Annotated in this window: 20 protein-coding genes; 9 read left to right on the top strand and 11 right to left on the bottom strand. The window is 44.4% G+C overall.

Annotation, left to right across the window (positions count from 1 at the left end; translation table 11 throughout):
• Positions 1-60 precede the first annotated feature (60 nt).
• The 3 genes from PNK_RS04090 to PNK_RS13335 all read left to right on the top strand — a co-directional run bounded on the left by PNK_RS04090 (position 61) and on the right by PNK_RS13335 (position 4,174).
• On the top strand, positions 61-1,434 hold the full coding sequence (locus PNK_RS04090; RefSeq protein ID WP_059060471.1) for a hemolysin family protein: 1,374 nt from the start codon (positions 61-63) through the stop codon (positions 1,432-1,434).
• Between the two features lie 502 nt (positions 1,435-1,936).
• Positions 1,937-3,496, top strand: coding sequence for a ribonuclease Y (gene rny, locus PNK_RS04085; protein ID WP_059060470.1), 1,560 nt, complete (start codon positions 1,937-1,939; stop codon positions 3,494-3,496).
• A 330-nt stretch (positions 3,497-3,826) separates the two neighbouring features.
• Positions 3,827-4,174: a hypothetical protein gene (locus PNK_RS13335; protein WP_158021691.1), complete on the top strand. Its 348-nt coding sequence runs from the start codon at positions 3,827-3,829 to the stop codon at positions 4,172-4,174.
• Here the strand turns inward: PNK_RS13335 and PNK_RS04080 are convergent.
• Positions 4,086-7,691, bottom strand: coding sequence for a tetratricopeptide repeat protein (locus tag PNK_RS04080; RefSeq protein ID WP_059060468.1), 3,606 nt, complete (start codon positions 7,689-7,691; stop codon positions 4,086-4,088). The genes PNK_RS13335 and PNK_RS04080 overlap by 89 nt on opposite strands.
• Positions 7,692-8,025: 334 nt before the next feature.
• Here PNK_RS04080 and PNK_RS04075 point away from each other — a divergent pair, with 334 nt between their 5' ends.
• On the top strand, positions 8,026-10,029 hold the full coding sequence (locus PNK_RS04075) for a DUF3604 domain-containing protein (protein WP_059060466.1): 2,004 nt from the start codon (positions 8,026-8,028) through the stop codon (positions 10,027-10,029).
• Positions 10,030-10,084: 55 nt separating this feature from the next.
• Here PNK_RS04075 and PNK_RS04070 read toward each other — a convergent pair whose 3' ends face one another.
• Complete coding sequence (locus PNK_RS04070) at positions 10,085-10,897, bottom strand: carbonic anhydrase (protein ID WP_197560228.1); 813 nt, start codon at positions 10,895-10,897, stop codon at positions 10,085-10,087.
• A 268-nt stretch (positions 10,898-11,165) separates the two neighbouring features.
• Here PNK_RS04070 and PNK_RS04065 point away from each other — a divergent pair, with 268 nt between their 5' ends.
• The 4 genes from PNK_RS04065 to PNK_RS04050 all read left to right on the top strand — a co-directional run bounded on the left by PNK_RS04065 (position 11,166) and on the right by PNK_RS04050 (position 14,528).
• Positions 11,166-11,435, top strand: coding sequence for a hypothetical protein (locus PNK_RS04065; RefSeq protein WP_059060463.1), 270 nt, complete (start codon positions 11,166-11,168; stop codon positions 11,433-11,435).
• 170 nt (positions 11,436-11,605) lie between these two features.
• Positions 11,606-12,340 carry a bifunctional demethylmenaquinone methyltransferase/2-methoxy-6-polyprenyl-1,4-benzoquinol methylase UbiE gene (gene ubiE / locus PNK_RS04060; RefSeq protein WP_059060462.1) on the top strand — a complete coding sequence of 245 codons (735 nt, stop codon included), beginning with the start codon at positions 11,606-11,608 and terminating at the stop codon, positions 12,338-12,340.
• A 13-nt stretch (positions 12,341-12,353) separates the two neighbouring features.
• A complete protein-coding gene (locus PNK_RS04055; protein WP_059060460.1) occupies positions 12,354-12,770 on the top strand; it encodes an acyl-CoA thioesterase in 417 nt (138 codons plus the stop codon).
• A gap of 237 nt (positions 12,771-13,007) precedes the next feature.
• Positions 13,008-14,528, top strand: a complete 1,521-nt coding sequence (locus PNK_RS04050; protein ID WP_059060457.1) for a hypothetical protein — start codon at positions 13,008-13,010, stop codon at positions 14,526-14,528.
• 27 nt (positions 14,529-14,555) lie between these two features.
• On the opposite strand, the gene PNK_RS04045 is transcribed toward PNK_RS04050, so the two are convergent.
• The 4 genes from PNK_RS04045 to PNK_RS04030 all read right to left on the bottom strand — a co-directional run bounded on the left by PNK_RS04045 (position 14,556) and on the right by PNK_RS04030 (position 18,836).
• Positions 14,556-15,707, bottom strand: a complete 1,152-nt coding sequence (locus tag PNK_RS04045) for an AMP-binding protein (protein ID WP_059060455.1) — start codon at positions 15,705-15,707, stop codon at positions 14,556-14,558.
• Between the two features lie 39 nt (positions 15,708-15,746).
• Positions 15,747-16,670: a 1,4-dihydroxy-2-naphthoate octaprenyltransferase gene (gene menA / locus PNK_RS04040; protein ID WP_059060453.1), complete on the bottom strand. Its 924-nt coding sequence runs from the start codon at positions 16,668-16,670 to the stop codon at positions 15,747-15,749.
• 15 nt (positions 16,671-16,685) lie between these two features.
• A complete protein-coding gene (gene menB, locus PNK_RS04035; RefSeq protein WP_032125324.1) occupies positions 16,686-17,513 on the bottom strand; it encodes a 1,4-dihydroxy-2-naphthoyl-CoA synthase in 828 nt (275 codons plus the stop codon).
• Positions 17,514-17,867: 354 nt separating this feature from the next.
• The gene (locus PNK_RS04030) at positions 17,868-18,836 is read right to left on the bottom strand and encodes a hypothetical protein (RefSeq protein WP_059060452.1); all 969 of its coding nucleotides are present in this window, start codon (positions 18,834-18,836) and stop codon (positions 17,868-17,870) included.
• A gap of 603 nt (positions 18,837-19,439) precedes the next feature.
• Between PNK_RS04030 and PNK_RS04025 the strand changes: the two genes are divergently transcribed.
• Positions 19,440-21,032 carry a coiled-coil domain-containing protein gene (locus PNK_RS04025; RefSeq protein WP_158021690.1) on the top strand — a complete coding sequence of 531 codons (1,593 nt, stop codon included), beginning with the start codon at positions 19,440-19,442 and terminating at the stop codon, positions 21,030-21,032.
• A 26-nt stretch (positions 21,033-21,058) separates the two neighbouring features.
• On the opposite strand, the gene PNK_RS04020 is transcribed toward PNK_RS04025, so the two are convergent.
• The 5 genes from PNK_RS04020 to tmk all read right to left on the bottom strand — a co-directional run bounded on the left by PNK_RS04020 (position 21,059) and on the right by tmk (position 26,338).
• The gene (locus tag PNK_RS04020; protein ID WP_059060448.1) at positions 21,059-21,796 is read right to left on the bottom strand and encodes an alpha/beta fold hydrolase; all 738 of its coding nucleotides are present in this window, start codon (positions 21,794-21,796) and stop codon (positions 21,059-21,061) included.
• Positions 21,793-23,430 (bottom strand): 2-succinyl-5-enolpyruvyl-6-hydroxy-3-cyclohexene-1-carboxylic-acid synthase, encoded by a 1,638-nt coding sequence (menD, locus tag PNK_RS04015; protein WP_079992800.1) that lies wholly within the window; start codon positions 23,428-23,430, stop codon positions 21,793-21,795. The genes PNK_RS04020 and menD overlap by 4 nt, the downstream gene beginning before the upstream one ends.
• The gene (locus PNK_RS04010; protein WP_158021689.1) at positions 23,364-24,434 is read right to left on the bottom strand and encodes a chorismate-binding protein; all 1,071 of its coding nucleotides are present in this window, start codon (positions 24,432-24,434) and stop codon (positions 23,364-23,366) included. The genes menD and PNK_RS04010 overlap by 67 nt, the downstream gene beginning before the upstream one ends.
• A gap of 117 nt (positions 24,435-24,551) precedes the next feature.
• Positions 24,552-25,658 (bottom strand): DNA polymerase III subunit, encoded by a 1,107-nt coding sequence (locus tag PNK_RS04005; protein ID WP_032125319.1) that lies wholly within the window; start codon positions 25,656-25,658, stop codon positions 24,552-24,554.
• The gene (gene tmk / locus PNK_RS04000) at positions 25,655-26,338 is read right to left on the bottom strand and encodes a dTMP kinase (protein WP_059060441.1); all 684 of its coding nucleotides are present in this window, start codon (positions 26,336-26,338) and stop codon (positions 25,655-25,657) included. The genes PNK_RS04005 and tmk overlap by 4 nt, the downstream gene beginning before the upstream one ends.
• Position 26,339: the final 1 nt, after the last annotated feature.

The raw sequence follows: 26,339 nt of genomic DNA, 5'->3' as shown, positions 1-26,339 counted from the left end.
GAACGATACGGCCAGCACCCTTTCCAAGCTTCGCTGATATCCGCTAACAGGAGAACCATTTTGTCTCTTAATCTTTCTATAACCATTTTGTTATTGTTACTGATTGGTTTATTTTGCTTAACGGCTGTCAATACAGCCCTCAGACGCCTTCACAAAAGAGACTCAAAAAAGCAGCTCTCATTGACAGGCAAGCTTTTTTTCTATCGCTACCTTCACGCCTTATTTTTCCGCAATCAGGAAATTGAGGAACTTTTTTTTGCAAGCACCCTCGCTCAAAACATTGTACGCTTTGCCTATGCCATTTTTTCCCTGTCCATTCTCGTACAATTAAAACTCGTCAGCTGGGCCACCGATCCTGTCACACAGACCTCTTTTCTTTCCATCAATTGGCCCGCAGGATTGCTTTGCCTCGTCAGCCTCTTTTTCTTGTTTTTTATCGTAGGAGACTACTTAGCTCGCATTGTAGGCAGCCGCTACCCCGAAATATCCATTCAACTATGCGCGCTCGTCTCCTCCTTTTTCATGATCGCCATTTTTCCGCTCACCTTTTTATTTTTAAAATTCTCTCACTGTTTTTCAAAAACGATCTACTTCAATCCGCTTTCAGAAAAAGCTCCCGAGGCTAAACAAGAGATCATCGAAATCATCGAAGAATCTAATTTCACAGCAACCCTCGATCCACACGACAAAAAGCTGATCGAAAGCGTCATGGCATTTAAGGACCGCATTGCGCGCGAAGTCATGGTTCCAAGAGTCGATATTTTTAGTTTATCTCACGATACGACGATGGAAGAAGCCGCTGTTTTTCTGCACAATGAAGGCTATAGCCGAACCCCCGTCTACAAACACACGCTCGACAATATTATCGGCGTCTTAATGTACAAAGACATTTTGGCCAAATACATGGAATACGCTCGTACCAACGATCAGAAAATCTTAAAGGCGCCCATTTCGACTTTAGTCAAAAACGTCCTTTACATGCCTGAAACAAAAAAGATCTCCCACCTCTTGCAAGAGTTCCGCAAAAAACAAGTTCATTTAGCCATCATCGTCGATGAATATGGCGGAACCGAAGGAATCGTCACCATTGAGGATATCTTAGAAGAAATTGTAGGCGATATTGCCGACGAGTACGACGAGAGCGAAGAAGCCCTTTACCTCGCCCTTCCAGAAGGAGGATGGCTAGTGGATGCCCGCATGCCAATTTTTGATATTGAAGAGCAGTTCAATATCGAAATTCCGCAGGATGGCGACTATGACACCATAGGCGGCTACATCTTCCATGAAACAGGGACGATCCCGGCCAAGGGCTTCACGCTCACTAAACCGACCTTCGAACTGGAAGTCGTTCGCTCCAATGACCGCCGCGTCGAAAAATTGCGCATTAAACCAATTAATGTCGAATCGGAAGACAATGATGACTTTTCATCGTAACCGTTAACAGCCTCAACTTGCATGCCTGTTTTGAATCCGAAAATAGGCATGCAGAAACTCTTCTTTTTCCCTAATCTTGCCTTCTGATATCCAAAGAAAAACACTGATTTAATCTTATACCCACCCTCCCTTTTCAAGTGATTTTCGCCACCCTTTTCAAGTAGATTTTGAAATCAAAATTGATTATGCTGAGCCAACTCGGCTTTAAACGCATAGCGTTTCATCAAACTTCTTGCACGCCAGAGATTTAAAATTTTTAATGCGTTTCAAGCACTTATTTTACGAACCAGAATTTCCAGATCACAGGATAAGAGTGCTGACCTAGCAGAATAATTCGCAGACAAAAAAATATTAAATCGTTGATGATGCAATACGCTGCCTCGCCTCCAGGCTTGGCAGCATTTATCTTGCTTGAGTCAAGTCTTGAGTCAAGTTTTTATATAAAAAGCATAGCCGTTTATTTTTAAACATTAGAGATTGATTATAAAGGACATAAAATCCAATGAATGAAACTCAAATAGCCCTTTACCTCCTGCTCTTCCTGATTGGCAGTGCTATAGGGGCTTTAGCCTTTTGGGCCTATCACAGGTTCGCCCTTGGCGGGGTAAAGCGGCTTTCGGTAGACATTATTAACCGAGCAGAGCAAGAAGCCACAGAGATGAGAAGGCTCAACGAACTTGGCATCAAACAAAAACAAGTTGAGCAGCAACGGGATCTTGAGCAAGTTTGGCAACAAGAGCGGAAGAAAATTCAGCGCGAGGATGAGAGGCTCAAGCAGCGGGAAGATAAACTCGAAAGCCGGATGAATCTCGTCGAGAAAAAGCTTTCAGACATTGAAAAGCGCGAGGCTGTCTTAATCGGGCGCAAGGCACAAGTCGATGAAGAAAAAAGGCAGGCGACTGAAACGCATGCCAAACTCGTCGCCGTCTTGGAAAAAGCCTCGGGTCTCAGTTCGTCTGAGGCCAAGGAAATGCTGCTATCAAGACTGACTAACGAGGTTAAAACGGATGCTGCCAATCTCATTCGCCGCATCAAAAAAGAAGCAGAAGAAGAAGCTGGAAAACAAGCCTCTACCATTATTGCCACCGCCATTAATCGTTTAGCAGTTTCGTGCGCATCTGAATCTACTGTATGCACCGTAGCCATTCCAAACGAGGAAATGAAAGGGCGCATCATCGGGCGGGAGGGACGCAATATTCGCGCCCTGGAGCGAGAAACCGGCATCAACTTCATCATTGACGACACCCCTGGAGCCGTTGTCCTCTCAGGCTTTGATCCTGTAAGAAAGCATGTAGCCAAGACTGCCTTAACGGAACTCGTGCAGGATGGCCGCATTCATCCTACGCGCATTGAAGAGGTAGTAGAAAAAGCGACGATTAATGTGCACAAGCAAATCAAGCAGTATGGGGAAGATGCGGCTCTTCGCGCAGGAGCGATGAATTTGCATCCAGAAATCATCAACTTGCTTGGCAAGCTTAAATTCCGCTATAGCTATGGACAAAATGTACTAGACCATTCGTTGGAAGTTTCCCATTTAATGGGCCTCATGGCAGCCGAGCTTGGCTTAGATATCCGTTTAGCAAAAAGAATTGGACTCTTGCACGATATGGGTAAAGCCGTTACCCATGAGATTGAAGGTTCGCATGCCGTCATCGGACATGACCTCGCCCTCAAATTTGGCGAAAGCAAAGAGGTTGCCAATGGCATTGGCTGTCACCACCATGAAATGCCGCCTTTAACCATTGAAGCCGATCTTTGCAGCGCAGCCGATGCCATTTCAGCCTCTCGAGAAGGAGCTCGCATCGAAGCTGTTGAAGAGTACATCAAGCGATTGAGAAAGCTCGAAGACATCGCCTTAGAATTTGCCGGGGTCGACAAAGCCTATGCTATGCAAGCGGGACGTGAAATACGCATTGTCGTCCTCCCCGATCAGATCGACGATGCAGGCGTCATCAATCTAGCTCGCGACTTAACTAAGCGCATCGAACAAGAGCTCAGCTATCCAGGCAAAATCAAAGTCACCGTCATACGCGAAAAGCGCGTTGTCGAATACGCAGTCTGACAATCTATGAGCACAGGTTTTTCTGGTGTCGATTCGCCGGAAAAACCAAGTTTCACCCTCCTTTAAAAAGGAGGAACCATGGATGTAGCCCGTATATCAAATTTTGAGGAATTGGACATCAATCAACTCAATCGGTTGTAAACTCAAGCAGATTCTCCATCTTCTTCAGCCATTCAAATCGTCGCCCAGCACGCCTTGCAAAACTCCCAAGATCTACCGTTGCTTTACAGCTGTGACCCAATTCATCAATGAGCAGCTCCCTTCACCCAAAACAACTGAGCGGTCCTTTTTCTCTCTACAGGCGCCATTTGGGCTGCAGGGCAAGGGCTAATGGTAGCTGGGCAACAAAATCCAGTTATTTATGCCGTGGGAGCGGGATTAAACAGCTTTGCTACCTTTGCCCTGACAGGAGGAACGGTGATGGGCGGAGGTGTGATGCTAAAAAATGCACTCAAAGAAGAATTCACAAAAGAGATTCTCGCTGCCATAGCTGAGAGAGATGAAAATGATACAGCGATTCCATGTAGAAAATCGCGTTTAAGACTGCTTACTCCCACCCTCTTAAAAGAAGGTGGAAGTAATGGAGAACTTACTTTTCCAACCGGTCGAGATTCCATTGGTAGTAAGAGTATCCTTGATCTATCAAAATGCGATACTGCTCGGCTGCTTTGTCTTTAAAGCCTGCTTCAACCAACACAGAAGCATAGTCAGGGCGCAGATTTTCAAGAGCGCCAGCTCGACTATTTGGATCTTGCTTCAATCCCTCTTCGCATTGTTGTATGGCATCAGCATAGCGGCCTTCTCGGGAGAGAAAATTAACATATGACTTGCGGACAGAAACAGCGCTAGGATCAATTCTTAGACTCTCTTTACACTGCAATTCGGCCTCACCTTTCCTTTTCTCTAGCCGCAAATAGTGGATATATCCTAAACGAGCAGCTAGATTGCCTGAATTCTTATTGAGGGCTTTTCGATAATAGCCATCAAGATCAGGCAATCGTCCTAACTCGGCAAAAAGGTCACACATTAAGTTCCACACCCATTCTGTCATTGGATGGCTTTCAGCAACCCGAAGGCACCAGCGAGCAGCTTCTTCTGGCTTCCCTTCCTGACTCAAGAATTTGATGTAGTCATATAGCAATTCAAACTTAAAATTCTCATCACTTTCTTTAGATTTTTCGATTGCTTCTAAATAGAATCGATCTATCTGATCGATCTTTCCTCGCTCGCGCAAAAGATCGATATATTGGCCTCTAGCATAATAACTCTTCAGATCTGCCTCTACGCAAAGCTTCAATTGCACTTCTTCCTCATCAAACCTATTGTGTTCTCTTAAATAGTTGGCATAATTCATGCGTGCATCAAGAGGCTCTTCACTATTCTGGATTTTTTGCTGAAAGAATTGGTCGATTTCATCAAACTGATTCAACGCCTCCAACACCTCCAAGTAAGGTTTATGGTTAAAATATAAAGGATCGGACTTTAAAACCTCCCTGAATTGTTCAGCAGCCTCCGCAAGCCTGTTTTGACCCTTTAACCACAACGCATAACTCTCGCGCACATGCTCTTGTTTAGACTCAATTAGGATGCTATAACCGATCTCTACTTCTTCAATGCGATTCAAATCGTTCAATAATTTAAAGTATTCATCGTAAGAATAAAAACGTGCAGGTGTAGAATTCAACACTTGCTTGTACTGCTCTACAGCTTCTTCCTGCCTATTCAGTTCAATTAAAACTCTGGCAAACTCTACTCTAATTGCACTCCCCGTTCCTGTCTCCAATAGCATTTCATACTGTTCGGCGGCTTCAGCAAATTTGCCCTCGCCAGCCAAATATTTAGCATAGCTAGAGCGCATTTCATGGTTGTTGACATTTTGTCCCAAAGCCTTTTCATAGAAAAGAGGGATCTCGCCGGCTTTGTTTATTCGCTTTAAGAGCGCAACATATGTCATAAGATAGTAATCAGAAAAATTGCATTCTAAGGCTTGCCTATACTGTTCAGCAGCTTCCTCATGCCTGTTTAAACGGGCTAACAAATCACCATATTTCCTTCGCAGATAGACATCGCTAGGAGCGAGGTTTAAATGCATTTCATAGCACTCTCTTAACTTTTCAAACTCCCCAGCCTGTTCCAATAGCTCCATGAGCTTTCTACGAGCCCCAAGACTATCGGGAAAACGGGCAAGAAAAGCTTCAACCACCTCAATGGCTTTGTCTAATCGCTGCTGTTCATTCCAAAAATCGGCCAGCTGTTCATGCCCTTTAAAATCATTAGGATTTTGCTGGATAATACTTTGAATGGATTGCTCAATTATCTCGCTTCGTCCTAAGTCTTTTAATACTTCAAAATATTGATTCTCAATAGATCTTCTCTGATAGCTATTGGGTGAAATTTTCCCTAAAAGATCGCGAAGCTGAACTTCAGCCGCCTCAAATTCTTCGAGGCTTATTAATGAACAGGCATAAACAAGCTGCCCATCAATACTATTCACTCCATCTTCCACTCGCTTTTGATGATATAAACTGATTTTCCCACCCTCACCCAAGCTCATCAATAGTTCGTAATAAGCACTTAATGCGCCCATATCATTGGGCTCATGCTCCAAAATCATAGAAAACTGCTGAGCAGCCTCTTCTTCTTCATCTTGTTCTAATAACACTTGAGCGTAAATGGTGCGAATAGCACAAGCTCCAGGCTCTTCATTTAAGCGCTGCTGGCAATAGCGTCGAAGTTTTTCAACCTCTCCTTGCTCATTCAAGGCCGTGCAATAAATTCCTTCAAAATTTCCGGAATCAATAGGTAGCTGGAATCCTTCTTCACAAACTCGAATAATTTCAGCGCTAAGATTTAGCCCTCTCAATAAATGCAAATAACTATCTCGAATGTCTACATTGAGAGGTGCTAACTCCAATGCCTTTTCATACTGTTCTTTCGCTTCTGGAGAATCTTGCTGCTCTAGAATTGTTGCATATTCGAACCTGAGTGCGCTGTTTTCAGGGGCAAGAGCGATCGCTTTTTCGAGCTCGCTGCAAGCTTGAAGTGGGGCATCCATTCTCCCCAAGCATCTTGCATGTAAGAAGAGGGCCGCTACATCGTCTGCATTTGATGCCAGCAGTTGTTTACACTGCTCTGCAGCCTTTTCAATTTCGTATTCTTTGTACAAGAGTTCGCCATAATGGAACCGCATATCACTATCATTTGGCTCAAGTGCTAAAAACGCTTCTAAATGGGAAAGCAAGTCTTTAATAAAAGCTCGTTTTCCCAAAAAGTTAATGGCTTCCTTTCTGATCGCTAAATTATCAGGATTTCTCTCTACAATCGCCGAATAGATCTCGTAAGCCTTCTGAGGCATATCCCAATCATCTATAAGCCGAGCGTAAGCAAGGGACCTCTCAAAATTAGCCGGAGCATGTTCAATCCACTCTTCGACCAAATCAAAAGTCTCCCGCAAAAAATCATTCGCCTCTTTGCGATTCTCTTTTTTCTCCCACTCATCTTTACCATGTTCAAAGCGTTTTTCTACCACTTCCATAACAGCTTCGATATTTTGCTCGTCAGGAGAGAAGGAAAGAGGCGAAGTAATCGGTATGGGGGAATCAGGAAGTGTCTCTTGCACAGACCTTGGGCTTTGCGGTAGTAGTGGACTCATTAGAGGCCTAGGATTATCAATTTCCATAACGGCTTCGACATTTTGCTCATCAGCAGAGAATGAAAGAGGCAAAGTAGTCGGTATGGGGGAATCAGGAAGTGTCTCTTGCACAGGCCTTGGGCTTTGCGGTAGTAGTGGATTCGTTAGAGGCCTAGGATTATCCCCTCGTGAAGCACTCTCCCGCTCAGCTAATTCTTGAAAAAAAGGTTGCCGCCCAAAAGCTCTTAACACATACACATTGACAGTCTCTTCTCTTCTCCAAGCCTGCTCTATAGACTTAAGAAAAGCCTTAAAGCATGAATGCGAATTAGAGGGTCTGCAACAAAGCGACAAGGGTAAAGTCATCACAGCAATAACACCGCAAGAAATACCTTTAAAGACTTGCCCAATGCTCCACAGAATGGAACGCGCTTCTTGCGTCGTTCCCAACTTCCGATAGATGCGGCCATTGTGCTCTTTCTCTTTAACTTCCTTATTCGGGTTTCGAGCGGCAAAATGCTGCGTATAAGTCACTTCATCGTGATCATAAAATCGTATAGTCATAAATCCCATTTCTTTTTATTATTAAACTAAAGCTGAAAAGCGAACTTCTTTTTACCCTCAACATTCAAGCCTTCTTCAGCGACTCACTTCATAAAATACAGTGATTTTACACAATCACGCATTTTTTTTACAATTTTTATTACAAAAAGACTTTTGTATTATTAATTAATTAGAAAAATTAAGATTAAATAAAGATTGATAAATAAATGGCCCATTTAAACATTCTCTATCATTTCTAACTCGATCAACATGGATAATTTTCTCTTCTCTTGAAAAACAAACGCTTATAGGGCAATATATCCTCAATTCAAGATCTAAAGGGAGTCTGTCTCACATGCGTCGATCTATCTGTTATTGTGATCCCACTTTTGCATCAGCTGGTGAAGCTAGAACGTGGAAATTTATTTACACCCCCTCTGTCACCTTACCCAAAGGAGCTCGAATCAAATTCGACTTACAATCAAAGGGTAGAGAAATCGACTGGCAGATTCCAAGTGTGAATTTAAAAAAGCCTGGAGGGGTCATTTACGCCATAATGGAAAATGGCAAAGTGCTGCAAGCCAATGAAGTTGAAGTTCCAGACAGCTTTACTCCTCTCTACGAATTCACTCTTCCAAATGCGCTCGAAGCTGGCGAGCATCTGAGCATCATCCTGGGAGCGAAAGAAGGAGAGCAGGGCAAAAAAAATGCTACAATCCGCACCCAAACAACGGCTCAGCGCAGAAAACCCTTTCTTCTCTACGTTGATCCAACAGGGAAAGGGCACTACGACGACCCTGAAATGTTTTCGATGGACATCCGTGGAGGAGAACTTGCCAACATTCGCATTCTAACTCCCTCTTTTGTAGCCAAGAATAAGCGCTTTGACGTTGTCGTGCGCTTTGAAGATGAATTTGGCAATTTGACGAATAATGCTCCAGAAGACACTCTGATCGAATTATCGCACGAGCATCTCCGTGAAAATCTCAACTGGAAACTATTTGTTCCAGAAACGGGTTTTATTGCCCTCCCCAACCTTTATTTCAATGAAGCTGGTGTTTACACGATTCAACTTTTGAATAGCCACACCAAGCAAATCTTCCGCTCTTCTCCAATCAGATGCTTTTCAGAAAACAATCGCCATCTATTTTGGGGGCTATTGCATGGTGAGTCTGATCGCTTTGACTCGACAGAAAATATTGAAAGCTGCATGCGCCACTTCCGTGATGACAAGGCCTTCAATTACTATGCAGTTTCTCCATTCGAAAGCCAGGAAGAGACCTCTAACGACGCCTGGAAAATGATGACCCAAAACATCTCTGATTTCGACGAAGATGAACGATTTACGACATTTTTAGGCTTCCAATGGTCAGGGGAAAGCAAATCCGAAGGCACAAGAGTGTTTGTCTATGCAAAAGAAAACAAGCCTTTGCTGCGTAAGAAAGATTTAAAGAGCAATACGCTTAAGAAAATCCACAAGAGCTATTCTCCGAAAGAATTGATTTCTATTCCTTCTTTTACGATGGGAAAAGGCTTTGAGTATAATTTTGAGAACTTTGATCCCGATTACGAGCGTGTGGTAGAAATTTACAACGCCTGGGGATCATCGGAGATGACCAAAAAAGAAGGCAATACGCGCCCTATCGCTTCAAGCGGCTCGTCTGGCGTCCAAGAGACTACCGAAGGATCCATTCAAAAGGCTCTGCAGCGCAACTGCCGCTTTGGATTTGTAGCTGGAGGATTAGATGACAGAGGCATTTATGCCGATCTATATGAAAGCGAGCAAGAACAGTACTCTCCTGGTCTAACGGCCATCATTGCCCCAACCCATTCACGAGAAGCATTGGCAGAAGCGCTTTATCAGCGTTCTTGCTATGCAACAACTGGCGAGCGGATGATTGTCGGCCTTTATTTGGCTGGCGTCAGCATGGGAAAAGAAATCAGCACGGCCGAGAAGCCTGGCTTGGCAGTCAATCGCCATCTATCCGGCTACGTGGCAGGGACAACCAAACTGAAAACGGTTGAAATCATCCGCAATGGCAAGGTACTCAAATTGTATGAACCCGATCAATACCATTTCGAGTTCACCTACGACGATTTGACCCCTCTAGAAAAAGTCTGCATCGACGCTAAGGATAAAAAACCGCCTTTTGTCTATTACTACTTGCGAGTCACACAAGAAGATGGTCACATTGCCTGGAGCTCGCCTATCTGGGTCGATTATATTCCTTTATCCTCGCTTCCCAAGAGCCAAAGCAAGCGTAGTGTGCCAAAAATTGCACCTAAAAAGGTTCTCATTGAAGATGATTTCGATGAGGATGAGGACGATTTCGACGACTTCGATGAAGACGATGAATAGCAATTAAAACGTCTAAAAAGAGTGATAGAGACACGTCGCTATCACTCTTTCCTTACTATTTTCTTGCCTGAGACAGCGAGGCTGCTTGTTTTTGGCGCTTCAAATTGCTCAAAGGCTTAAATTGATACGCCTCCGGATCATAATAAGTCACTTCACCCGTTTCAATTTTATAATACCATCCGTGTAAAACGAGCGAACCGTCATCAACTCTTTTTTTAACGCCAGGGAAAGTCAGAATATGTTCGAGCTGATAGATCACAGAAATCTGTTCTGCAATGCTGTATAAATCTTTTTCCGGGGTGCCTGGTTTGGCCACCTTCAGTGCCATTTGCTTCGCTTCTTCGCCAAATTGAAGCCAGCGCTTTAATATCCCAAGCGTCGTGGGGTCTATTGTTTGAAAGAGCCCTTTAATCGCCCCGCAATGCGAATGGCCGCACACGATAATGTGCTTCACATTTAAGACCTCTAAAGCATACTGAATAGTCGCAGAGACCCCATCGTCCCCCTTTTCATCGTAAGGAGGAACAAAATTTCCCGCCGTGCGAACGACGAATAAGTCGCCAGGACGCGTTCCTAAAATTAAATCTGGGACCATGCGTGAATCGCTGCAGCCAATAAAAAGAGTATGGGGATCTTGCCCCTCCTCCACCAACCGGACAAACTCTTGCTCGTGCTCTTTAAAAAACACATCTTTAAATTCCCGATGCCCCCTTGCAAAGTTAAGCGCCTGATTGAGCATTGTTTGCGCTTGTGAATCCACATTTTGTTGCGCGTTAGATACTTGTACATTATCAGCTAAAATACTATTAACCTGGATGATTGTGAATAGGTTGATTAAAGCAGTCCATAGCAGATACCGCCATTTCATAAGTTTCTCCTAAAAAGTTGTTGTAGGCCGGCATTCAGTGGCGTCTCTGATTGCCACCGAAAATCTCGCAGATCTATAAATATTTTTTTTGATTTATCCTGGCAAGCTAAAACCGGCCGATTAAAACCTTAATTGCCCTAAGCGGTCCATTCCGGCCCCCTTCTTAGAGAGTTTCCACACACAAAAATTTCTTATAGACAGTCGCAATCGACATTGCAGACTTTCCCATACTTTGCTATCTTTGCTTCAAATTAAAAAGGAGAAAAATGTGTCTAATTTATTCCTAACTTTGGTGATTGCATTCGTCGTTATTGTCATTGCCATCGCTTGTTTAGCCATCGGATGGTTAATTACGGGAAAGACCAAAATTGAAAGAGGCGCTTGCGGGCGCGATCCTCATCAAAAACGTGATGACAGCTGTGGACCTAGGCAATCATGCGATCTTTGTTCGAATCCGAACGAGAAAGGCACTCTACAAAAAGAGGATGATTTAAGCGAAGAAGAGAGCGAGGAAGCCGATCACCCGCAAAAGCCTTAAGTGCTTTTTTGTTTGTGTTTCCATTGACGAATAGATTCCAATCTGAGAGGGTGTTTACAAAATATGATCAAGCAGCTTTGCTGCTATAAATCGATCGGATTTTGTAAACACGCTCTGAGCTTCTCTTAGCCTTAAGATAGCAGCGCAGATTATAACTAGAGCCGAATAACATGCCTACGTACAATAAAAATCGACCTCAGACCATCCAAGCGATGTTCAATAGCATAGCTAAACGTTATGACCGCACTAACGCTGTTCTTTCTTTTTATCTTCACAAAAGATGGAATAATGAACTCGTCAAACGTGTCCAATCGCAGCAAACTTCTCACTCGCTGTTGGATCTTTGCGCTGGAACAGGCGATATCGCTTTTGCTTATCTTCGCCAAACGTCTGCACCCTGCCAGGCCTATTTAGTAGATTTTTCGTCAGAAATGCTTGCTTGCGCCAAGGCTAAAGCAGAGGTATTCGATCACGCCTCCCACTCAATCGATTACGTACAGGCTGATGTTCAGCGCCTTCCCTTTTCCAACCAGACAATCGATTGCGCCACAATGGCCTACGGAATTCGCAATGTCCATCATCCGCTTCAATGCCTTCAAGAAGTCTTTAGGGTCTTAAAACCAGGCGGCTGCTTAGGCATTTTGGAACTCACAAGACCTCAAAATAAGCTGCTTCATCTAGGCCATCAAGTCTATTTGCGCACCCTTCTTCCCCTTTTAGGAAAGTGGCTGACAGCAAATGAAGATGCCTATCAATATTTGCGCCAAAGCATTCATACGTTTGTTTCGCCAGACGGACTCGAAGATCTTGTGAGAGAAGCTGGCTTTTCAAAAACAGGGCGCTATGCTTTAGCTGGTGGGATCGCAACAATTATTACCGGCTATAAGCCCATGAAAACCCATTAACGACTTTCAAAGCATGAGCCAAGCCTTCCAACAAGACGTTTTCATCCCTTTTCACTATGTGGATGCTGCTGGGATTGCCTTTTTTGGACATGCCTTTACATTGGCTCATCAAACGTTTGAAGCCTTTGTGGTTGAAGCCCTGCACTGTCCATGGCAACACTGGTTTCACCATCCTGAACGGATCGTTCCCATTAAAAATACGCAAGCAAGCTACTTTGCCCCCCTCTTGGCCGGACAAGCATGCCAAATTCGGCTAAGGATCGAAGAGCTGCGCACAAGCTCATTTTGCACTCATTATGATTTCTTTCAAAACGAGCGCCATTGCTGTACAGTCAAAATGGTTCACGTTTTTTGTGATCGCCTTAAACAGCAAAAAATCCCCATTCCATCCGAGCTTTTAACAACATTAAAAACAATCCTACACGAATAGGGTAAAGCGATCCTTCATAAGCTAATAACAATTAAGCATTTGAAGTTTAACGCAGAAACGAGGAGAGAATGATATGCATCTATTCATCCCTCCCTGTCTTTGCCCTTTCATCTAAATCCGCTCAGTTTCAGCTTTACACTCTATTTACTAATTCAATCTAAAATTATTTCATCTATTATATTAAAAAACAATGTTGTAAAATTATATATAAAGAAACACTAATTCGGATTTATTATTATGGAGAATATTAATTTTACAGGGGATCGCAGTCAGGGCGTATTTTCAAATAAATTAAATCTATCCTTTGAGCTAGAAGGAAACAATGTCCAACTAAAAGAAGTAACCAGTTATAAGGGCATAGCAGCCTTGATTACTAGATTTTTTAATATTGGCATAAAAATTACTGATGCAGCGGGAAAATGCTACGTTGTGAATAAAAAAATTCTTAGAAATAAAATGATAGAAAGCGGTCTGAGTACAGCTACTATTCATTCTCTTGTTCAAAAACTCAAACAAGGCAAAGAGGCGCCCATTGCCACAGTCAAAGCCTCGCAATTTCACAATGCTGAGCAACAAAACCCGCTTCCAACCTCGCATCTTTTAGGGCACGTTTCACATTCCAGAGGCAGTCTCTCTCAAACCATCAAAGAGCATAACAAGGCGATTGATCACCGCACATATGCCAGTGAAAATGGGACCGTTAGCTCTAGCAGCGTTAACTCAAGGGTTGTATCAGATTACAAGCTTGTAAAAAAAAACTATAGTCAAGAAGAAATCGAAAGCTTTTTACCCATGCCTCCTCATGAAGACCAGTCTGTCAATTCCGGTGGAAAACACATCATCACAAAAAAACTCATGGATGCGCTAAAAGCTGGAGAGAAAGGAATTATTTCCCACTTCAGTCCTAAAAAAATGTCTTCTCAACAAGTTACTCAAATTCTAAGAGACTGTGTCGAACGTCAAGATAGAAATGGGCTGCGCCTATTGGCCCAAGTTTTATTCAACAGTGGAAATGCAATGGAATCCGAGTCTATTAGAACCTTAAGGGGCCTCTTTTTTCATCCGGCCGTTGATGAGATGTGCATAGCCCGAATGATGGCTAAGGCTTTTGAAGACCGAAAACAAGACTACAGATTTACCCCGCTTGCCTCGAATCGCAAAAGCCAAAATCCCCCCTTCGATAATCCAAGTGAGCTCGTTAAAATCTCACACGGAGGAGGCTTGGAAAACATTCGCAGCTTTTTAGCTAATGAAATAGATGGATATCAATTGGAGTCGGGTGCACCCTCAGGCCTGCAGGTATCGATCAATGAACCCACCCGCGACGAATCTTATGCGATAAATGGAGCTTGGAGACACTTTGATCTCCCGGCTGTTTTTACGGCTGAAGTGGAAAGAGCGCATTTGCATCATGCCAATCAGGCATTTGAAGCAGGCTTATCTCCACCCCATGTCTCTTCTTTAAAAAACGTACATATTCGCCTTGTTGAAAATCCCTTAACCATACACTCGAGCGCTCTGAGTAATCTAGACTCTGCATTTGGCGACGAAATAGCTGCTGCCGTAGAACAGAGTATCCGTGAATTCAATCGGCACAACAATTTTAATGAAACCCCAAAAGAAATACATGGTCTTTCCGTTCACCTCTTCGCGACCGATTTACCACCGGCAATTTCGCAAGGATTAAATGAATTAAAAAAAGCCTCGTTCATTAGCAACAGCAATGTGACAACAGCGGAAGAGAGCCAACTAGATTAGCCTCAACTAACAAAAGGTTTAACTTCTTCAAGGCAGGATCACATTCTGCCTTTCTCGAACCATGGCTTGCAGCTCATTTTTCAAAATCTTTGATAAGGCTGAACGTGGAAAATAAGGCAGATGGCAAACGGCACGTATTTTCTCAAATGGCAGCACGCTCTTTTGAAATCTGTCTATAATCTCCTGCAATGCAAAAATGTCTGCTTTGGCCGCTGCCAAATGCAAGACATTCCCTAAGCGGGAATCAGGCAGCGCAACTAAAGTCACTTCCCCTCGAAAATCTGCTTTTAGCGCAAGTGATTGTAAATGGGCTTCTAAGCAAGCAAGGTCGACGCTTTCTCCCCCAATTTTAATGCAGGCATCTGAGCGCCCAAAAACAGATAACTCCGTTCCTTGAATTTCCCCTCTGTCTTCGCTAACTAACCATCCATTAACCTTGGGGTCACTGAGGCGAATGCCGCCCGGCTCAAAATGGGCATAGGCACTCAAAAGCGAAGGACCTTTAAACGCTAAACGCCCTCCTTGCTCTTCACCCCTCATATGGGGCAGGAGCTCTAAAGTTGGGCACTCTAATCCGGCTTTCCACGACCCTAAAGCGGCCGTAGCAACCTGTGACGCGCATTCGGTCAATCCATAACTTGGCAGAACAGGCCAGCCAAGCTCAACCGCTTTGGCATACAGCTCTGGCATTAACTTCCCTCCTCCAATAATGACTGCTCGCAAAGAGGGAGGAGCAGCCATTCCAAGTTGAATGAGGTCATGCAATTGGGCAGGAACAAGCGAAGTGAGCGATCCTTTTACTCCTTCTAAAAAAGCGGAAAATAACGAGGCATGCCATTTTCCTCCATTAACCGATTTGAAATCGAAGACAGGCGCACGGCTTAGATACGCGCGAGCCCAGATACTCAATCCACCGACGTGAAAATCTGGCAAGGCAGTCACCCAACGGTCGTTGGCTGTAGCCAGTAGATGTTGATTGACCCCCGATGCAGAAGCGAGTAGGGCTTCTTTGGACAGTCCTACCCATTTTTGACTCGTCGAACCGGAAGTTGATAACCAAACATGCCCCCGGTAGGAAGAGGCCACTTCTAATAATTTCTGGTACTCCTTTTGCCTGTTCACCGAATAGGTCGGATTGCAAAGAACATGCGATTCAAGACTCGTCCAATCGATTGTCATTTAACCTCATCTATACCAAATATACCGAAGCGATTATTATTACAGCAAACAAGCCACCCCTAAAACAAAGGCAAAAAGAAAGAGCAGAAGAATGCTTTGGCCAAAGCTTTCTACAAAAGAAGAGCCTTGAGAGGTGTTCCAGATTGTATTAACTAAACGAACTGCTAGCGGAAAAGCTGCAAACGGCAAAAGAGCCAAAAGCGGGTGCCCTTTTAAGAGCCATGCAAATCCTACAACGAAAGGTGCTAAACTAAATACAGTAATTTCCCAGCGAGCAAAAGTCGGGCCGAATCTGACTGCTAAAGTAAACTTATTGACTTTGGCATCACTTGCGATGTCTCTAAGATTATTTATCGCATTGGGAATCATCGCTAATAATCCCATCTGTATCCCGGCAATCAAGCAAGCAGCATCAATAAAGCCTGTTTGCAGATAGAAAACGGCTGGACTTGCAACGAGCCCATAAAAAATAAAAATAAAAGGCTCTCCTAAGCCATGGTAGGCCAAGGGCTTGGGTCCGCCTGTATACAGATAGCCACAGGTAACCGAAAAAAGAAGGATCAAAGCCAATGGCCAGCCTCCAGCTACAATCAAAGGGATGCCAAGCAAGAGTGCAAGAGTAAAACAAAAAAGGCCTCCTTTTAAGACTTGCTGAAAAGATAAGAGACCCGCCTGAGTCATACGCTTCGGGCCTAATCGCTCTTGCGTGTCGGCCCCTTTTTTAAAGTCCAAGGCATCATTGACCAGATTGGTTCCAACTTGAATAAATAGAACGCTTAAAAAAGCCAGAATAGCTAAAATCCAATTAATGTTGGCTACTTCTCCCTTTGCCAGCAAGGTCCCCACGAAAATGGGAGCCAAGCAAATAGGCAGTGTTCTTGGACGAGCTGCTAAAAACCACGGTTTAAGCAGACCAATCTCTTGCTTAATGGCCATCGAAGGGTCAGCTAACTTTTTTTTCATACTCTTGCAGCCCTTTTAAGGTAAACGGGGAAATTGATTAAAGTCAGGCTTGCGCTTTTCCAAAAAGGCCTGCTTTCCCTCTTGAGCCTCTTCCGTCATGTAGTACATCATAGTAGCATTGCCGGCCAGGTCCAATAGCCCGACTTGCCCATCACAATCGGCATTCAAGCATGCTTTTAAACAACGCAAGGCAAGCGGCGAGTGTTGCAGAATTTCACGGCACCATTTCAGCGTTTCTTTTTCTAAATCGGCAAGTGGAACAACGCAGTTGACAAGCCCCATCTCTAACGCCTCTTGAGCATCATATTGGCGACATAAATACCAAATTTCACGTGCCTTTTTTTGGCCGACAATGCGAGCTAAATAACTACTGCCCAACCCACCGTCAAACGAACCCACACGCGGGCCAACTTGACCAAAACGGGCATTATCGGCAGCAATCGTTAAATCGCAAACGACATGCAGTACATGACCGCCCCCAATGGCATAACCAGCCACCATGGCTATCACAGGTTTGGGAAGCGAGCGGATTTGCTTTTGTAAATCGAGTACATTAAGACGTGGAATCCCGTCTTGCCCAAGATATCCCTCTTCACCCCTAACCCGCTGGTCGCCGCCTGAGCAAAAAGCATGAGCCCCCTCTCCTGTCAAAATAATCACTCCAATCGATGAATCATTACGGCATCTTTCAAAAGCATCTTGCATCTCTTGCACTGTTTCGGGACGAAATGCATTGCGCACTTCGGGACGGTTGATTGTAATTTTAGCAATACCATCTTCTGTTCTTTCAAAACGAATGTCTTGATAAGTTTTAATCTCTTCCCAATTTGAAGTCGCTAGCATAAGCCTTTAATCCTCTTTAACTCATTTATGGCACCAAAATATTTGATCACTGCCTTATGGACATCCCAGCTGCCCAGCTAAACAACGATAAAAAATTGGCTCTACATCTAAACACCAATGTATGGTTTAGATGTCATCTAAAGCAAATTTTCTCAGATATTTTGAGTATATATAGTCAAGCATTGATTAAAGGTAAAGAACTTACAAGGCACATAGCTTGAGAGAACTAAAACCATGCTTTAATAAAGAGGGTTAGAGAAAAGGAGCAGGCTCCATCGTTTTTTTAGAGACCTATCTTTTGGGCCGGGATGGTCAAGGAAAGGCACAGCTCTTTCCTTGACCGCAAAGAGAGAATTAGTACTGCTCTTCATCCTCAATGTAATCGATCTCAAGATCGTAATCCTTTTCCCAAGGCGACCTGGACCGTTGATTGCTTAGACGATTGAGTTTTCTTTGACGGCTTAGGAAGCTGTCTTCCTCCTCATCCTCTTCATCAATATCGAATACCTGTACCCAACGCCAAGGCGATTTCGGCTGTTTCTTCTCTGCCTGCACGCGTCCTGGAGCATAAGGACGGGTTAACCTTGCATTTTGCTCCAAAAAAAGTTCATCTTCATCCTCAAAATTTTGCCTCCAAGGCGATTGAGCTAAGCGACGAGACACAGCTTCCCGTGTTAATCCACTTTCTTGCGAATGGCGGCCCAATCGCCTCTTCCCTCCGCGCTCATTTTCTTCTCTTCCCCAGCGCACCTCTGCACCTCTGCAGCCCGCCTCAGAGCGAGAAAGTGCTCCCCTCACTTGGCTTCTTGCAGGAGTATGCTCTTGACGCTCTTCTAGGCGGGGTCCCCAGCGTGCCTCAGCTCCCCGCCTTCCAGCTTCCGATCGAGACATATGACCTGTTTTTTGCTGAGAACGCACTCCCCGACGCTCTCCATTTTCATCCAAGCGATATCCCCAGCGCACCTCCGCACCGCGCTTCCCAGCCTCTGAACGGGACATAGGCCCAGGCGCTGCACGCGTTTTGGCTTTATGCATCGCAACTGTCCCTTCGCGCTTGCCCCAACGCGCCTCAGCCCCTCGTCGCCCAGCTTCTGCACGTGACATATTTGCAGCTGGCGAATGATTGCGAGAGGCTGGAAGCCCTCTTTCCTCTTCCTCACGACGGCCCCAGCGAACTTCCGCCCCTTTACGGCCCGCTTCTGAGCGAGACATCGAACGATGCCCCCTAGAAGAGGAGCGGTTACTTCCTTCTTTAACATGACGCACTTGAGCAGCTTTGTGTGCCGCTGCTTGCCTGGTATGAGATCCAGTTCTTGCTGGCATAGTGACACCTCTTTTTAAATGTTATTCAATTCACAATAGACATGAAAATATTACCTATCGCAATGAATGCGATGTGAATCCTTGAAAAACTTAAAATGACTACCGACTCAAAAAGATTCGTCTCGGATCAGCATTTCTTGATTTACAGAAATAGTAATTAGAAGTTTCTCGTAACTATTGACTTATCAAATTCCAATTGAAGCGATCAAAATGGCACCGTCTATGAAAGGTTCAGCAGTGTTCATTTTTACGCGGCGCGAAAGCATAAAGAGATTGGCTAGTCAAAGCAGACCATAGTTAACACCACCATATCCGTCAAATTATTTTTTAAAAAATTTAAGTAGCTTCCTTTTCCTATCAAACTAACCATCAACCATTCTCATGCCTCCTCCCTGCCATTTTCCCTCTAACTAAACATAAAAATTAAATTTTAATTAATATTGTTAAAGCTTACTTAACAAATAATAAACAATAAATTAACACACAAAAACTAGTTAACAAATTGACAAAAGAATGTGAATTTATTAAAATATTTGTATTAATGTTTTGCATTCAACCTATTAAAAACAAATTAAGAAACGTAATATAAAAAAAAGGACTTAAATGAATAGTATATCTAATAGTGTATCTATTAGTTCGGGGGACATGCATGTTACTACCGATAGAAGAGAGATGACAAAAGCATCGCTCGGAAGCAAGCTGTGCACAACTGTCGAAAATGTAGTAACAACAGCGGTTGCTTTGAAGAAGATTGCAGAATTTGGTGCCCAAAAAGGTACGCGCACCCTCTGTTCGACTGCAGCCCTTGTAACTGGATTGGGTCAAATATGGGAAGGTAATATTCTCATGGGAAGCTCCCTGACGATAGCAGGTGCTTTCGAGCTGTATAAAACATTGGGCTCAAATTATGACAAGTCTGAAGTCTCGCGTTTGATTGGTGATGCGAAAGCTGGCGTTCAGATGATTCAAACATTGGAAGAAGCCAATAAAGAATCATTTAGTAAGGTGGACGCCAACTTAGACCTCGTCAGCCAGAACGTTGCAAAATTGACGCAGCAACTCACAGACATTAAGCAACTTTCAGCCAACGGCAGCATCGAGCTGGAAGGTCAAAAAGCGACCGCGTGCAAACTATATGAAGAAGCTAATGAGTTATTTGCTCAGGCACAACAAGCTTTACAAGGCAGCCGCGAAGAAATTGGTGAGGCTGACGAGCTCTTTACTAGGGCCTTAAACCAATTTGGCAGTTTACTGCAATCGGCTCAATCGAATGAAGGCAAGTTTGAAGAGCGTGTAAAGCAATTCACAAGTGATGCAGAAAAAGTTCATAAGCAATGCCTTGAGGCTAAAACCCACTTGGAAACGTCAGGAGCTTCTTTTGATAAGGCCTTGTTAATTCTTCAAGCAGCTATTGATAAAAACAATGCAGCTTCAATTGAGGCTGGAAAGGCTATGCAATTGGCAGCCGATAATTTGAAAATGATCCAAGCTAAAGCTGAAATTGAAAATGACTGCCAGGAAGAAATCCAGGTCATCAGAGACGAGTTAAATGATGTTAAGCAGCGCAAAAAAGTTCAAGACGCGCTTCTTACAGACATCTATAATGACCTCAACGAAGCAGAGCAAATCAATCAAGCCAATTGGGGCACATTCAGCGTATGTGTAGGAGCTCCATTAGGGTTTATCACCGGTAATGCCATAGGAGGTATTGCAGGTGGCGCTGTTGGCGTTCCAGTAGCGGTGCAGCTTGTCCACGATCGTAACAAAATCGGAAATTTCTTGTTCGGCGCCGATAAAGAACCCGTGCCTGAAAAAGCAAGCGATCGCAGCCCGGTCACTTTTAAGTATAACGAACATTCGACCGGTTTTTGGGGACGTTATATTCAAAAACGTCAATCATATACGGCTGGAAAGGTGAGCATCTGTTTGGGCGATGAAGAGATCTCTTACAAATTTAATCTCAATGATAAGAACCGTATCTGCAAGAAAGATCTTCTCGACATTAGCAAGCGCTTGGCTGATAAGCTAAACCGCGGAATTATTACCCCGGCCTATTGCCAAAAAGTTATCAGCAATTTGGAGACAATGAAAATGGATCGTAATACCAAGAAAGCAGCAATCGGGCTCGTAACCAAAAACAACCCTTACTTTGGTCACGTGCAAATGATGTGCGCTACCTTAATCAAAAATCAATAAGCTTGTTAAGCCAATAAGCTAAATGCTTATTGGCTTTTTTTTATCTGGCCTCTTTCAGGATTGAGGCTATTTAAGAACTGTTCAACAGACTGCTTAAATTGCAGGGGCCGTGCCCACATCAAGCGATGTCCAGCTTGCTCTATCGTCAAATATTTCGACAAGGGATGAGCGAGCTTGACGGTTTTAGCCGCTTCGCAAAATTTTTGATCTTTCTCTCCTACCATCCAAAGCACAGGCATCGAAAGAGCCGCAATATTCTCCCTTAAGTCTTCTTGATGGCCCAAGGAAAACGATAGCAACTGTTTGGCTAATTGCAACCGCTCATAATACTTCTCTTGGCGGTCAGGAGGACAGCCGTCTTGAGCAAAAACGGCCTGATGATTCCAACTTGCCATCAGCTGCTCCCATGGCTCCTCTTCAAAGCGCTTAGCCCAAATGGTATCATTCTTCAACCGCTCTTCTTTTAAATCGAGTTGCGTAAGCCCCGGGTGGGCCGAAACGATAATGGCTGCCTGCCAAAGTGATGGTTTTTGACATAAGGCATGCAGCGCTAATCTCCCTCCCAAAGAATACCCCATTAAAACGGAAGGAAGCGACGCCTGGGATTCGATATACGCGTTAAATTGATGTGCCCATGTGACCATGTTTGAAGAGGAAAAAGAGTCTATCTCCACGGCCTGTAATTGTTCCATCCGAAGAGTATTCCAATCAGACGTCTGCCCCAAAAAACCATGAATGGCCCATAATGCACAAGGAAAGTTCATAATTGCTTCATTCTGTTTAAAAACCTGTCAGTCGCTGCCTGATCGGGCATGAGTTCAATAAATCGCCCTCCAGTGCAGGCAGTAATCGTATCGGGAATAGATTCCCATTTCTCGTAATGCCAGTTCCAAAAATCCGCCAACGGTTTAAAGCATAGATCATGTGCATTGCGGAAATGCTGGTGAGCAAACATTCGGGCAAAAATTTGTCCACCTCCATTATTGACTATCACGGCTGTGGCATTCAAAGCCGGCATTTGACTCAGTACCCAAGGCGCTACCATGTCGTAAAGGGCTGTTAGATCACCTAAAATGGCCCAATTCTCTTGTTCCTGTGTACAAAATCCCAAAAATGTTGCCAGCTGACCATCGATTCCATTGGCTCCGCGGCTTGCAGTCATTTGAAACTGTCTATTTTCCCGCACAGCCGCCTGATCCCATTCACGAATGGGCAAGCTGTTGCCGATATAGACTTTTGAACGTAGAGGAATGCGTTTGGAAAGAGTATGGAAAAGACTCGGTTCTGCAAGAGGCTCTTCCTCAAATAGATTTAAAAGAGCTATTTGATAAAGGCGATCGGCTTGAATCCACGCTTGGCATGGATAGCTGCGCTCTTGCTTCAATTGAAAGCTTTCCAGAAAATTGGGAATAGAGGCATGGATAACTCCAGCCCAACTCAAGCCTGAAAAAGGATGTTCGCTAATCGAGCAAACTGCTCTTTTCCCCTCCCCCTCTTCCAAGTCTCTCCATAAGCGAGCCGTTGGAATTCCGCCAAGGCGCAACACGCCATCGATTGGATAGCCCTGCTTAGCCGACAACTCCCACAGGCGCTCGATCGATTCAATGCGAATGGACTCTAAACGAGAGTCTTCTCGCAATCCCGACTGAGCCTCCAAGTAAACGGGGGCCTTAAGCTTGAGTAAAAAGGAGACAACAGATTCTCCATCGACTGCATTTAAGGCTCCCACAACAACCAAAGGAAAACGGCTCATCTCAAGAAATTGATCCAACTCCGTTTCCTTCTTACTCGTAACCAATTGAATTTCAAAGTCTTCTTGCGGCAAGGAAATGCTGATCTCAAGAGATTGGCAATCGGCTTCCTTTGGCTCTTCGAAACAAATATTCAGATGTGCAGGCCCTCTTCCAATCCATTTATCAAGGCAGCACAAGTCGTTTTCTGCCAAATCTTGCATATAATGACAGTAGTAGCTGAACAATCCAATTTGTTCGATTGACTGGGGAGCACCCGACCCTCGATAACGCCTTGGCCGATCCGCCGTCATAAGCAGAAGGGGAAGGCTCGTATAATAGGCCTCTATCGCAGCAGGTAATAGCTCTGCAGCTGCCGTACCAGAGGTTGTCAAGACGGCAACTGGCCGCCCAGTCGCTTTAATTCGACCAAGCGCAAAAAATGCTGACGAGCGCTCTTCAGGCCAGTGGTAGAGTTTAATAAATGGAATTTGCGAAAGTACGTAAACAAGCGGAGCGTTGCGCGCACCTGGAGAAATGCAAAATTCTCTGACGCCTTTATCGATGACTTGCTGGACGACGTGTTGGGCCAAACGATTATTCATAGGGCAAATACACTCCTCACAGCTTGCAGCTTCAAACAAATCTCTTCCCATTCCTGATTGCATTCACTTTCCTTTACGACACCGCAGCCAGCACCAATGCGCATCCCTTCTTCGCACCACTGCACATGTCTAATCGACACATAGCAAACAGTCACGCCTCGCTCTGGAAAAGAGAAGCCAACCGGTGCTCCAAAATAACTACGATCTAGCCTGGCCTGGTAGAGGCACAGCCACTCCCACCCCTCTTTTCTTGGGAAAGCCCCAAGAGCCGGAGTCGGATGCAAAGCGCAAACAAGCTTTTCAAAATCAAAAGGCTCTTTTAAATCGACTTGAATAGGTGTCAAGAGATGGGTCAGAGCCGGCAGCGGCAAAAGACGCTTTTTTTCTACTTCTACCCTCCCAAAAGAACTCAATACCTGGCAAATGTCTGCCACTACTAGTTCATGCTCTGCGTTTTCCTTCTTGTTGCCTTCAAAATCTGCTTCACACCCTTGCTTTTTTGTTCCGGCTAAGGCCATTGTCTGCACAAGCGTTGGCCTTTGCTCATGATGCGAAAAGAGAGTCTCTGGAGTAATGCCGATAACACCTTTACTCTTATTCCAATAGCCATAGAGCCAGACAGGATAGTTTTCTATGCGGTGCAACGCTTTTTTTAAGCAAAACTTAAGCCTTTCAGAACTCATTTTAGAAGATGAGTAGGCAAAGGTATAAGGAACGACTTTGATAAGCCTTTGGCTTTCAAAAGCTTCTTGCAATCCCTCAAAAGCATGCTTAAATAGCTCTTGATGACCAATTGTCCACTCTGATTGATCGGCTGAAGCGGAGGCTAGCTCTTGCGCCAGTTCCTCAAGACTCAAAATGCTCCACGAGGAAAATTGAATCCAAGGCATCTCAGCCTTTAAGAAAAAGTCTGGATAGTAAAAAGCTGGTTTAGAAGAATCCAGCTCCTCTTTAGTTGCCTTAAAGTCTTGCAAACCATAGGCAATTAATACAGATCGTTGATCCAAATTGATCACCGCTCCTGATTCCCAAAACGACTGGTCGATAGCCATATGCACTGATGCCACTATTGATTCGTAAGGCAAAAATGTATAGCTAAAAAAACAGCTTGAGGCAAATAAATTTACACTAAGCCCCAAACTTACGGAGAAAGGTCCCGGATAAGCCAACATTCAAACAGGTCTTTAAACCCAAGCGAGCTTCAAGAAAAGATTTTCTAGGCAAATATTTAAGGATGTAGAGCGCTGTAAAGCCAGTTGAGCCTCATCGATGGCTTTTTGAACCTTTTCAATGGGCATCAAATCCCCTTTTTGCACAACTTGCTCGAGCTGCTCGGCATAATCTAAATTGATGAGATAGGATCTATTCTGCGTTAGCTGTAAAAGATGCAAATCGCGGTACCAGGCTAGCAATTGATTGAATAAGGCTTGCGCATCTTGCACAAACGCCAGCGTTGAAAATCCTTCAATCTCTTTTTCAAGGCTACTCTGCTGGACGGCCGATAGATACTCGCCTGATGCCTTCAGCAATTCCTCTTTGGCTGCATCTTCGGCCTGCTTTCTAGAAGATTCGATTTCTTCCACAATGCGTTCGACGGCAGCTCCAAGGGCTTTATAGTTGGCCAAAGGCAGATTTGAAAGCGTATCGAGTAGATGAAGGCGGGTTGAATCCCCCCCTTTATGAGCTAGATGCAATGCACGCCCCAATGATCCATGTGCTAAGCCTGCAATGCTTTGAATGGCTTCGCCGCTTAAGTCTGTGCGCTGAACTAATGCCTGTTCGATGTCGTGCTGAGAAATGGGCTTAAAATGAAGAGTGCGGCATCTAGAAACAATTGTCGGCAACAAAGCAGCTTGCGACCGGCTAAGCAAGATAATGACAGTGCGAGGCGGCGGTTCCTCGAACGTCTTCAAAAGAGCATTAGCACTGTATGTCAACATACGCTCGGCTTCATGTACAATGAAAACCTTCCAGTCGGCTTCATAAGGAGGAAGACAAACCTCTTCACTTAACTGCCTTAAAGACTGAATGCTGTGTAATCCAAGCTTCCCCTCAGGCCGATAGACATGAATGTCTGGATGCTGCCCCTTTTCGATTTTAGAACGGTGCCGCTCTCCATTCTGACCGCTCATCAGCTGTGCCGCTAAAACATAGGCAAACAATCCCTTTCCAATCCCCTCCTGTCCTGCAAAGAGCAAAGAATTTCCTATAGCTTTTTTTGCGAGCATGCGCTGCAAATAAAGCTTAATAGGCTCATTGCCAATGAGGGATGAAAAAGAAGTTGGAATCATGCACGGGCCTTGTGATTGGGAAACAAGATGAGCTCATCCATCGCACGAATGGCTTCTTTTAAAACGCCGGCTTGGGAATGGCTCGCATCGATGCGATAAATCCTAAGAGGCTCTCGCTTGGCAAGAGCTTGAAAAGCTTCCCTTACACGTTGATGAAAATCTACCTTTTCAGACTCAATCCGGTCCAATTCTCCAGCTTGAGCATGCTCCTTCTGAAGGCGTTGGGTGCGCTGCAGCCCCACTTCTGGAGCCACATCTAAAAACAGGGTCAGTTGCGGTAAAACGTCGCCGCAAACCAAATTGCAAAACTGCTGAACTTGTCTGTGATCTAGTCCCCGGGCAGCACCTTGATAAGCAATGGTCGAGTCATTAAAGCGGTCGCATAAAACAATTTTTCCCGCATCCAAAGCCGGCTTAATCAATTCCTCAATGTGCTGAGCCCGGGCAGCTAAGAAAAGCAGCAGCTCAGCCTGATGGCCAATTTTGATCGCATCATCGCAATTTAATAGCCAACTGCGAATGGATTCGCCAAGCTTTGATCCACCAGGCTCTCTTGTCTGAACAACTTCGTAGCCACATGACTGGAGATGTTCAGCCAATTGCTTGAGAAGGGTCGATTTACCCGACCCTTCTCCCCCTTCGATTGTAATGAAATAGCCTTTAGATAGCGTTTTTGTCATC

The organism is Candidatus Protochlamydia naegleriophila, from assembly GCF_001499655.1.
GTDB lineage: Bacteria > Chlamydiota > Chlamydiia > Chlamydiales > Parachlamydiaceae > Protochlamydia > Protochlamydia naegleriophila.
This window is presented reverse-complemented; position numbering and strand designations above follow the sequence as displayed.